We start from the raw sequence: 9,800 nt of genomic DNA, 5'->3' as shown, positions 1-9,800 counted from the left end.
CGCCCGCCCGCGCGCGCAGCGCCCCGGCGAGGTCGCCTACGACGCGGCGCTGGCGGGCGCCGTCGCGCGCTACCAGGCGTCGCACGCCATCGTCGTCGACAGCATCCTCGGCGAGGAGACGGTGAAGTCGCTCAACCTCGGGCCGTCGTACCGCCTCGGGCAGATCGCCGCGAACCTCGAGCGCCACCGCTGGATGCCGCGCACGCTCGGCACGCGCTACATCGCCGTCAACGTCCCCGCGTTCCGCATGGAGGCGTGGGACGCCGGGCGCAAGGCGCTCGACATGCGCGTCATCGTCGGCGAGGAGTACGAGAACCGCCGTACCGCGGTGTTCGCCGACACCATGAGCACCGTCGTCTTCCGCCCCTTCTGGTTCGTCCCTGACGAGATCGCGGACGAGGAGATCTGGCCGAAGGCGAACGCCGACCCGAACTACCTCGCCTCCAAGAACTACGAGACGTTCCAGGAGGCCGGCGAGACGCGCGTCCGCCAGAAGCCGGGCGACGACAACTCGCTCGGGCTGGTGAAGTTCCTCTTCCCGAACGACTTCAACATCTACCTGCACGACACGCCCAACCGCGAGCTGTTCGGCAAGGACGTGCGCGCCTTCAGCCACGGCTGCATCCGCGTCGAGAAGCCCGCCGAGCTGGCGCAGTGGGTCCTCGGCTGGGACGGCGGGCGCGTGCAGCAGGCGATGGAGGGCGGGCAGGACAACGTCGAGGTGAAGGTGCCGCAGCGGCTCCCCGTCTACATCACCTACTTCACGACCTACACGCAGGACGGCCAGCTGCGCTTCGGCAACGACCTGTACGACCGCGACGCGAAGATGGTGCAGGCGATGACCGCCCGCGCCGGCCAGACGGCGGAGAGCGTGGCGGCGGTGAAGCAGATCCGGGACATGCTGGCGGCGCGCTGACCGCCGGTCGAGGGCGGGAGTCGTCACGGCGGGAGTCGAGGAAGCGGGAGTCGTGAGAGCGCAGAGTGCGCCGTTACGACTCCCGCCCTCTCGACTCCCGCCGTCGCCACTCCCGCCCCTCACGGTGCCGGCTGGCGCGCCGGAGCCGAGGGCGTATCGTACCGCCCATGCCGCACGCCGCCGACGCGCTGTTCGCCAAGCTGTACGACGAGCTGCACCTGCTGGCCGGGCGGGTCCTCCGCCGCGACGGCGGCGAGCTGGCCCTCGGCCGGCACACGCTCGTGCACGAGGCCTTCCTGAACGTTTCCGAGCGCGAGGGGGTGGCGTTCGAGGACCGGCCGCGCTTCATGGGCTACGTCGCCCGCGTGATGCGCGGCCTCGTCGTCGACCACGCGCGGCGGCGCGGCGCGCTCCGGCGCGGGCCCGGGCTCGAGGTCGCGCTCACCGGCGAGTGGCGCGTGAGCGCCGAGTCGCAGCGGCTGGGCGAGCGGCTGGCCGGCGTCGGCGACGCGCTCGACACGCTGGTGGCGCGCGACCCGGCGCTGGCGCAGCTCGTGGACCTGCACTTCTTCGGCGGCTTCACCTTCGCCGAGATCGCCGCCGCGCGCGGCGTGTCCGAGCGCACCGTGCGCCGCGACTGGGTGCGGGCGCGCGCGCTGCTCCACCAGGCGCTGCGCGACGACTAGCGCGCGCTCACGCCGCCGCCGCCTCGCGCCGCGCCACCTCGGCGCGCACCACCGGCGCCACCGCGGTCCCCAGCAGCTCGATCGCGCGCAGCACCCGGTCGTGCGGCGTCGGCCCGACGGTGAGCTGCAGCAGCGTGCGCCGGTGCCCGAACAGCTCGTGCTCCCAGAGCAGCTTGTCGATCACCTCCTGCGCGCTCCCCACGAACAGCGCCCCGCGCGCCCCGCGCTCGGCGTCGAAGCGCGCCCGCGTCGGCGGCGGCCAGCCGCGCTCGCGCCCGATGCGCCCCATCACCTCGACGTACGGCGGCCACGCCGCGTCGGCCGCCGCCTCGCTCGTGTCGGCGAGGAAGCCGTGCGAGTTGATGCTCACCGGCAGCGCCGCCGGGTCGTGCCCCGCGCGCCGCGCGCTCTCGCGGTACAGCTGCACCAGCGGCGCGAACCGCTCGGGCGACCCGCCGATGATCGCCAGCGCCAGCGGCAGCCCGAGCGTCCCCGCGCGCACCACCGACTGCGGCGTCCCGCCCACCGCGATCCACACCGGCAGCCGGCGCTCGGGGCGCGGGAACACCGGCTGGTCGTGCAGCGGCGCGCGGAACTGCCCGCGCCACGTGACGCGCTCCTCGTCGCGCAGCCGCAGCAGCAGCGCCAGCTTCTCGGCGAACAGCGCGTCGTAGTCGTCGAGCGCGAGCCCGAACAGCGGGAAGCTCTCGACGAACGACCCGCGCCCCGCCGTGATCTCGGCGCGCCCGCCCGAGAGCAGGTCGAGCGTCGCGAACTCCTGGAACACGCGCACCGGGTCGTCGGAGCTGAGCACCGTGACCGCGCTCGTGAGCCGGATGCGCGACGTGCGCGCGGCCGCCGCGGCCAGCACCACCGCCGGCGTCGACACGGCGTAGTCGGCGCGGTGGTGCTCGCCCACCCCGAACACGTCGAGCCCCACGCGGTCGGCGAGCTCGATCTCCTCGAGCAGGTGGCGCAGGCGCTCGCCGGCGTTCAGCGCGCGCCCGGTGCGCGGGTCGAGGCGCGTCTCCGCGAAGGTGTAGAGGCCGATCTCCATGCGGGAGAATCTACGCGCGGCGCCGGAGCCGGCGTGCGACTGCGGGCTGCGGGCTGCGGATTCGAACCCGCAGCCCGCAGCCCTCGCTCTCAGCTGCGCCGCCGCCGCGCGATCCCCGCCAGCCCGAGCAGCCCCGTGCCGAGCAGCGCGTACGTCGACGGCTCGGGGACGGTGGAGCTCACCTGCCGCCCGGTGAAGTCCGTGACGTCGACGATCAGCGCGTCGGTCGTCGCGTCGCCGTTCACCACGAAGTCCCACGTGTTCACGCCGGCCACGAACCCGGTCGCGACCGACTGGAACGCCCCGGTGATCCCGTTCGGGTGCGTCGTGCAGACCCCGGTCGTCCCGAAGCCGCCGCCCCCGCCGCCGGTCAGCGCGCTCCCGTTCAGCCGCCAGCCGAGGAACGTGTTGTCGGTCGAGCAGCGGAAGTTGAACGACACCGTGGCGAGGTCGTACCCCGTCAGGTCGAACGTCGTGCGGAACGTGTACGGCGACCCGCCCGGCCCCGACGCGTCGAAGTCGAACGAGATCCAGCGCGCGGCCTGCGGCCCGGTGAACGTCCCCCACCCCGGGTTGCCGCTGACGAGGTAGGCGTCCTCGAACGGGAGCGTCCCCGCCTGGACGTCCCAGCGCTGGTCGCGATTGTTGGCGTTGACGTCCACGCCGGTCCCGACCGGCCCCTGCGCGCCCGCCACCCCGGCGAGCGATGCGACGGCGACTGCGACGGACAGCCCTGTCCTGCGGAGCGACATGCGAGCACCTCGGCGCGAGTGAGCAACGTGACCGGCATCACCAACGGCGGCCGAGTATCCGCCCGATCTGTCCGTTTGGCAAGAGTGGCGTCGACGCAGCGGACTCTTCAGTGACCCTGCGGGCTGCGGGCTGCGGGTCTTCGAATCCGCAGCCCGCAGCCCGCAGCCGCAGCCGCGATCACCGCGTCGACGTCCGCGCCCCCGCCCCCGCCCCCGTCCCCGCCAGGAAGTCCGTCGCCAGCGTCACCAGCGCCGTCACGCCGTTCGGGAGCGCCGCCTCGTCGGCGAAGAACTTCGGGCTGTGGTTCGACACGAACGCGCTCTCCGGGCTCCCCTTCGGCCGCACGCCCAGGAACACGAACAGCCCCGGCACCTTCTCCGCGAAGTAGCCGAAGTCCTCGGCGCCGGTCACCGGGCGGCCCAGCGACACGTTCTGCGGCCCGGCGACGCGCTGCAGCGAGGCCACCATCCGCTCGGTCAGCGCCGGGTCGTTGCTCGTCACCGGTGTGCGCTCCGCCACGTCGACGGTCGCCGTCGCGCCGGCGGCGGCCGCGATCCCCTCGACGGTGCGCCGCAGCCGCGCCTGCACGTCCTTCCGCATCGCCGGGTCGAAGGTGCGGATCGTCCCCAGCATCGACACCGAGTCGGGGATGATGTTGTTGCGCACCCCGCCGTTGAAGCTGCCCACGGTGACCACCACCGGCCCCGTCGTCAGGTCCATCTGCCGGCTCACGATGGTCTGCACCCCGGTGACGATCTGCGCGCCGACGACGATCGGGTCCACGCCCGCCCACGGCGTGGCGCCGTGCACCTGCCGGCCGCGCACCGTCACCGAGTAGAAGTCCGCCGCCGCCATGAAGCCGAGCGGCTTGTACGTGAGGTGCCCGGCCTCCGCGGGCGTGATCCCGACGTGCAGCCCGAAGATCGCGTCCGGCTTCGGGTTCGCGAGCGCGCCCTGCGCGATCATCTCGATCGCGCCCCCCTTCTCGCCGCTCGGGGGCCCCTCCTCCGCCGGCTGGAAGATGAACTTCACCGTCCCCGGCAGCCGGTCCTTCATCCCCGCCAGCACCTCGGCGGCGCCGAGCAGCATGGCGACGTGCATGTCGTGGCCGCACGCGTGCATCACGCCGACCTCCTGCCCGTTGTACGTCGTCTTCACCTTCGACGCGAACGGGAGGTCGACCTGCTCGGTGACGGGGAGCGCGTCCATGTCGGCGCGCAGCGCGACCACCGGCCCCGGGCGCCCGCCCTTGAGCACCGCGACCACGCCGGTCGTCGCGACGCCGGTGCGCACCTCCATCCCGAGCTTCCTGAGGTGCTCCGCGACGAGCGCCGCCGTGCGCGTCTCGCGGTTCCCCAGCTCCGGGTTCGCGTGGATGTCGCGCCGCCACGCCACCACCTTGGGCATCACCCCCTGCACGGCGCGCTTGATCTCGGCGTCCATCGACTGCGCGCCGGCGGGGGCGGCGACGGCCAGGAGCAGGGCGGTGCGGACGGCGTACGAGCGCATGACGGGACGGAGAGAGGGTGGCCGCGTAAGGTGGCCTCCCGCCCCGACGCCCGAAAGCGGGACCGCGACCCGCCGCTCCCGGGTACCACCGCCATCATGGCCCCACGCCCCCGCTCCGTCGCCCGCGCGGCCGCGCGCTTCGTCGCCTACCTCGCCGCCGCCTGGGGGACGCTCCTCGTCCTCGCCTGGGGCGCCGTGCCGCGCGCGCCCTGGCTCGGGCCGGCGCTCGTCGCCCTCGCCGCCGCGTACGTCACCTTCCCCGTCGCCGCCTTCCTGGCGCGCGGCGGCGGATGGCGCCGCTACCCCACCGCGTCCTTCCGCCTGTTCGTCGTCCGCCCGGCGCTCTACGCCCAGCTGCTCCTCCCCGTCGGCGCCGGCGCCGGCGCGGTCGGGCTCCTGCTCGGCGCGCCCTTCGGCCACGCGCTGGCCACCGGGCGCGCCGCCTCGGCGGCCGCGTTCCTCGCCGCCGGCGTCGTGCTCGCCGCCGGCTGGCTCGGCTCGCGACGCCTCGTGGTGCGCGAGGTCGAGGCGCGCGTGCCGGGGCTCCCCGACGCCTTCGACGGGCTGCGCATCGTCCAGGTCTCCGACCTCCACGTCGGCCCGCAGACGTCGCAGGCGTTCCTCGGCCGCGTCGCGCGCTCGGTCGGCGCGCTCCGCCCCGACCTCGTCGTCGCCACCGGCGACCTGGTCGACGACCGCGTCGAGGACGCCCGCATCTTCGCCGCCTGGCTGCACACGCTCCCCGACACGCCGCTCGGCACCCACCTGATCCCGGGGAACCACGACGTCTACGCGGGCTGGTCGGGCGTCGCCGCCACGCTGCGGCGCGAGTCCGACGCGCACCTGCTGGTCAACGACGCCCGCGTCCTCCATCGCGACGGCGCCTCCATCGCCCTGCTCGGCACGGGCGACCCCGCGGCGGGTCGGTCGCGCGGCGAGGGCGCCGCCCCCGACCTCGGACGCGCCTTCGCGCGGGTGCCCGTCGAGACGCCGGTCGTCGCCTTCGCCCACAACCCCGCGCTCTGGCCCGCCCTCGCCGACCGCGGCGCCGCGCTCACCCTCAGCGGCCACACGCACTGGGGCCAGCTCGCCCTCCCGCGCCTGGGCTGGAGCCTCGCGTCCCCGTTCCTGGAGCACGCGATGGGCGCGTACCAGCAGGGCGAGGCGCTGCTCTACGTCCACCCCGGCACCGGCTTCTGGGGGATCCCGTTCCGCCTCGGCGCCTTCCCCGAGGTCGCCGCGATCACCCTGCGCCGCGCCGAGTCGGCGGGGATCTCGATGGGCGCGGCGAGGCGCGCCGCGTGAGACGGCACGCGCCCGCGGCGGCGCTCGCGCTGCTCCTCGCGGCGTGCGGGGACGAGCCGACCCCGCCCCCCGCCGCCGGCCCCGTCGCCCGCGTCGACGGGCTGCCGGCGCTCGTCGAGCTCCTCCCGGGCGACGACACCACGCTCGCCGTCGCCGCGTACGACTCGGCCGGCCGCCGCGTGGGCGCCGACGCGGTGCGGTGGACGATCCGCCCCGACGTCGACGTCAACCCGCTCGCCGCCCGCCTCGCCGGCGGCACCGCCGACACGCGCACCGTGCACGCGCTCCGGTCGGGCCACGCCGCGCTGTCGACCGCCGCCCCCGACGCCCCCGACCGCGAGCTCACGCGCACGACGATCGTCGTGCAGCCGCTCGCCGGCGCGTCCGAGCAGACGACGGTGCGCTTCGGCGAGACCACCCAGCTCGCGCGGCTGCGGCCCACGGTGACCTGGTCGCTCGCCGCCGTCGACGGCATCCCGACGATCGGCACGCTCACCGCCGACGGGCGCTACACCGCCCCCGCGGCGCCCCCCGACACGACGTGGACCGAGTACCCGGGCCGCTCGGCGCCCCTCGAGTACCACGGCGCGCGTCCCGCCCGCACCATCGCGCTCGTGCGGCACCGCGACGCCGTCGAGCAGGTCGAGCTCACCCTCGTGCCGGCGCGGTGGACGGTGCGCTCGCTCGGGCGGAGCGTGTACGTCCCGCGCGGCGGCGATCCCGTCGTGTCGCTCCCCGCCGCGCAGGCCGCCGACCCGCTGGTCTGGCGCGTCGACGCCCGCACGCGCCGCCCCCTCCCCGACGCCCCCGAGTGGCGCAGCGGCGACCCCGCCCTCGCCACCGTCGACTCGGCCGGCACGCTGCGCTTCCGGCGCGCGGGGCGCGGCGAACTGTTCGCGCGGTTTCCCGGCGTGACGGGCGAGGTGGCCGTGCCGATGGTCTACGAAGGGCGTTGAAGGAAGCCAGTCGGCGTCGCACGGCGGAGAGCGGGGTGACCCGAACCCCAGGGTACGGCGCAGACCGGGGTGAACCGAACCAAGGGGTGACCCGAAAACCGGGGTACGGCGGACCTACCGGCTAGAGGCTGCAGGTCCGCCGTACCCCGCTCTTCGCCCCACCTCGTTCGCCGTCCCCCGCTCTGCGCCTTACCCTGCACTTCGCCGTACCCCGCTCTCCGCCGTGCAGCGCGAACGGTCCCTCAGTACCAGGACCTCCGCCCGCGCGTGTCGCGCGGCACGTCGACTCGCCCCCGCACGTCGCTGTACGAGATCGCCCGCCCCCGCGCCCGGTCGACGGTGAGGTCCCCCTCGACCTCGCGCACCTCGATCCCGCCCGACCCGTCGTTCTCGACCAGCACCGAGCCGCGCACGCGCCGCACCGCGATGCTCCCCGAGCCGTCGGACAGCCGCACGTCGCCGCGCACGTCCTCCACGCGGATCTCCCCCGAGCCGTCGCGGATGCGCGCCGAGGCGACGTCGCGCACGTCGATCTCGCCCGAGCCGTCCTCGACGTCCAGCGCGCCGACGCCGCGCACCTCGAGCGCCCCGCTGCCGTCGCGCACGTCGGCCGCGATCCCGAGCGGCACCTCGACCACCAGGTCGAGCGCGCGGTTGTCGTCCCCCCAGCGGTCGCCGTCGCGCTGGTCGGGGACGTCGGCGCGCACCAGCACGACGTCGCCGTCGCGCCGCGTCTCGATGCGGATGCGATCCAGCACCTCGCGCCGCGACGCCCGAGCGGTGCCGCGCACCCGCACCTGCGTCAGCCCCTCGACGCCGCGCACGCGGAGGTAGCCCGCGTGCCCCTCCACGCTCACGCGGCGGGCCCCGCGGGCGTCGACGTCGGCCTCGCGCGGCGCCGTGTACTCGTCGCGCGCGTAGTCCTGGGCCCGGGCGGCGGCCGGGGCGAGGGCGAGGAGCAGGAGGGGGAGGGCGCGGCGCATGGCGGGGCGGGCGGGGGACGGGGCGCGGGGCGGCGCCCGGCGGGTCCGGGCGCTCCTCCGTCGGACAGGCGCGCCGAACGGAGGGTTTGCCTGTAGGTTGTCGGCGCGCCCCGGACCGTGCCCCCTCAGCCCCCGCCCGCGTGAGACACCTCCTCGCCGCCGCCGCCCTGCCGCTCCTCGTCGCCTGCGCGCGCCCCGAGGCGCAGCCGCCCGCCTCCGCCGCCGACAGCGGGCAGGCCGCCGCCCAGGGCGCCGTGCCGGCCGACGCCGGGGTGCGCCCCGGCCTCGAGACCTTCCTGGCCGACATCCCCGAGCGGTTCCGCGGCAAGCGGGTCGCGCTGCTCACGAACGCCGGCGCCATCGACCGCCAGCGCGCGTCCCTCGTCGACCTCGTCGCGCAGCACCCGCAGCTCAAGCTGGTCGCGCTGATGGCCCCCGAGCACGGCATCCGCGGCACCGTGCAGGCCGGCGAGCTGATCGCCGACGAGGTCGACCCCAAGACGGGCGTCCCCGTCTACTCGCTGTACAAGCAGGAGGACGGGACGCCGACGCCCGCCATGCTGAAGGACGTCGACGTCATCATCTACGACCTGCAGGAGGTCGGCGGACGCACCTGGACCTACGTGTCGTCGATGGCGCTGGCGATGGAGGCGGCGAAGAAGCAGGGGATCCCGTTCGTCGTCCTCGACCGCCCGAACCCGATCGGCGGCGAGATCGTCGAGGGGGCGCTCATCAAGCCCGGCTTCACCTCGTTCGTCGGCAAGTACCCGATCCCGGCGCGCCACGGCCTCACCGTCGGCGAGCTGGCGACGCTGTTCAACACCAAGCACGGGATCGGCGCCGACCTGTACGTCGCCAAGGTCGACGGCTGGCGCCGCTCGCAGTGGCAGGACCAGACCGGGCTGCCGTGGGTGAACCCGTCGCCGAACCTCCGCTCGCTGGCGGCGCTCAACAGCTACCCCGGCACCGTGTACTTCGAGGGGACGAACCTCACTGAGGGACGCGGCACCGACCGCCCGTTCGAGCAGTTCGGCGCGCCGTACCTCGACGCCCCGGGCGTCGCCGCCACGCTGAACGCGAAGAACCTCCCCGGCGTGCGCTTCGAGGCGATCACGATGCCGGTCGACGCGAAGGCGGCCAAGCACCCCGGGCTCACCATCCCCGCGCTGCGCGTGCAGATCACCGACCGCGAGGCGTACCGCCCGGTGCGCGCCGCGCTCGTCGCGATCGACGAGATCCGCAAGCGCCACCCGGCCGAGTTCCAGTGGCGCCCGTCGATCGACCGCCTCACGGGGACGGACCAGGTGCGCAAGGCGGTCGAGGGGGGCACGCTCCCCGCGCTGCTCGACGAGTGGGACCGCGAGGCCGCGGCGTTCAAGACGGAGTCGCAGGCGCTGCTGCTCTACAAGCCGTAGCGCGTCGGCCGCGCGGCGCCTAGCCGCGCGGCTCCAGCAGCCGCGCGAGGTCGGGCGACGCGCGCAGCGGCTCCAGCAGCGGGTCGGCGTGCGGCGGCGTCTCGCCGTAGTCGAACTCGCGCGCGTCGCCGGGGAGCCCGGCGTACCCCTGCATCTGCGTGCGCCCGGCGCCGAGCGCGGCGCGCACGCGCGCCAGCGCCACCGCGCGGTCGCCGTCGCC

The 9,800-nt window shown here is 75.4% G+C and carries 10 protein-coding genes; 5 read left to right on the top strand and 5 right to left on the bottom strand.

Going from position 1 to position 9,800, the window contains the following annotated elements:
- Together PYV61_RS14380 and PYV61_RS14375 are read left to right on the top strand one after the other, a co-directional pair.
- The coding region (locus PYV61_RS14380) for a L,D-transpeptidase family protein (protein ID WP_275832707.1) at positions 1-916 on the top strand (916 nt) is incomplete at its 5' end.
- A gap of 167 nt (positions 917-1,083) precedes the next feature.
- Positions 1,084-1,602 carry an ECF-type sigma factor gene (locus PYV61_RS14375; RefSeq protein ID WP_275832705.1) on the top strand — a complete coding sequence of 173 codons (519 nt, stop codon included), beginning with the start codon at positions 1,084-1,086 and terminating at the stop codon, positions 1,600-1,602.
- Positions 1,603-1,609: 7 nt separating this feature from the next.
- Here PYV61_RS14375 and PYV61_RS14370 read toward each other — a convergent pair whose 3' ends face one another.
- The 3 genes from PYV61_RS14370 to PYV61_RS14360 all read right to left on the bottom strand — a co-directional run bounded on the left by PYV61_RS14370 (position 1,610) and on the right by PYV61_RS14360 (position 4,921).
- Positions 1,610-2,659, bottom strand: a complete 1,050-nt coding sequence (locus PYV61_RS14370; RefSeq protein WP_275832703.1) for an LLM class flavin-dependent oxidoreductase — start codon at positions 2,657-2,659, stop codon at positions 1,610-1,612.
- A gap of 89 nt (positions 2,660-2,748) precedes the next feature.
- A complete protein-coding gene (locus tag PYV61_RS14365; protein WP_275832701.1) occupies positions 2,749-3,411 on the bottom strand; it encodes a PEP-CTERM sorting domain-containing protein in 663 nt (220 codons plus the stop codon).
- Positions 3,412-3,589: 178 nt separating this feature from the next.
- Positions 3,590-4,921, bottom strand: a complete 1,332-nt coding sequence (locus PYV61_RS14360; protein WP_275832699.1) for an amidohydrolase — start codon at positions 4,919-4,921, stop codon at positions 3,590-3,592.
- Between the two features lie 96 nt (positions 4,922-5,017).
- Between PYV61_RS14360 and PYV61_RS14355 the strand changes: the two genes are divergently transcribed.
- Both PYV61_RS14355 and PYV61_RS14350 read left to right on the top strand, forming a co-directional pair.
- Positions 5,018-6,226: a metallophosphoesterase gene (locus PYV61_RS14355; RefSeq protein ID WP_275832697.1), complete on the top strand. Its 1,209-nt coding sequence runs from the start codon at positions 5,018-5,020 to the stop codon at positions 6,224-6,226.
- Complete coding sequence (locus PYV61_RS14350) at positions 6,223-7,182, top strand: hypothetical protein (protein ID WP_275832695.1); 960 nt, start codon at positions 6,223-6,225, stop codon at positions 7,180-7,182. The genes PYV61_RS14355 and PYV61_RS14350 overlap by 4 nt, the downstream gene beginning before the upstream one ends.
- Positions 7,183-7,424: 242 nt before the next feature.
- Here PYV61_RS14350 and PYV61_RS14345 read toward each other — a convergent pair whose 3' ends face one another.
- The gene (locus PYV61_RS14345) at positions 7,425-8,165 is read right to left on the bottom strand and encodes a hypothetical protein (protein ID WP_275832693.1); all 741 of its coding nucleotides are present in this window, start codon (positions 8,163-8,165) and stop codon (positions 7,425-7,427) included.
- A 140-nt stretch (positions 8,166-8,305) separates the two neighbouring features.
- Between PYV61_RS14345 and PYV61_RS14340 the strand changes: the two genes are divergently transcribed.
- Entirely contained in the window at positions 8,306-9,580 is a 1,275-nt protein-coding gene (locus PYV61_RS14340; protein WP_275832691.1) for a DUF1343 domain-containing protein, read from the top strand.
- Positions 9,581-9,599: 19 nt separating this feature from the next.
- Here PYV61_RS14340 and PYV61_RS14335 read toward each other — a convergent pair.
- The coding region (locus PYV61_RS14335) for a hypothetical protein (protein ID WP_275832689.1) at positions 9,600-9,800 on the bottom strand (201 nt) is incomplete at its 5' end.

Origin of the sequence: Roseisolibacter sp. H3M3-2 (genome assembly GCF_029211165.1) — a bacterium.
Taxonomy (GTDB): domain Bacteria; phylum Gemmatimonadota; class Gemmatimonadetes; order Gemmatimonadales; family Gemmatimonadaceae; genus Roseisolibacter.
This window is presented reverse-complemented; position numbering and strand designations above follow the sequence as displayed.

Coding starts and splice junctions, on each gene's coding strand:
- PYV61_RS14360 (WP_275832699.1), bottom strand. CDS start 4,921: ATGCGCTCGTACGCCGTCCGCACCGCCCTGCTCCTGGCCGTCGCCGCC.
- PYV61_RS14355 (WP_275832697.1), top strand. CDS start 5,018: ATGGCCCCACGCCCCCGCTCCGTCGCCCGCGCGGCCGCGCGCTTCGTC.
- PYV61_RS14365 (WP_275832701.1), bottom strand. CDS start 3,411: ATGTCGCTCCGCAGGACAGGGCTGTCCGTCGCAGTCGCCGTCGCATCG.
- PYV61_RS14370 (WP_275832703.1), bottom strand. CDS start 2,659: ATGGAGATCGGCCTCTACACCTTCGCGGAGACGCGCCTCGACCCGCGC.
- PYV61_RS14375 (WP_275832705.1), top strand. CDS start 1,084: ATGCCGCACGCCGCCGACGCGCTGTTCGCCAAGCTGTACGACGAGCTG.
- PYV61_RS14345 (WP_275832693.1), bottom strand. CDS start 8,165: ATGCGCCGCGCCCTCCCCCTCCTGCTCCTCGCCCTCGCCCCGGCCGCC.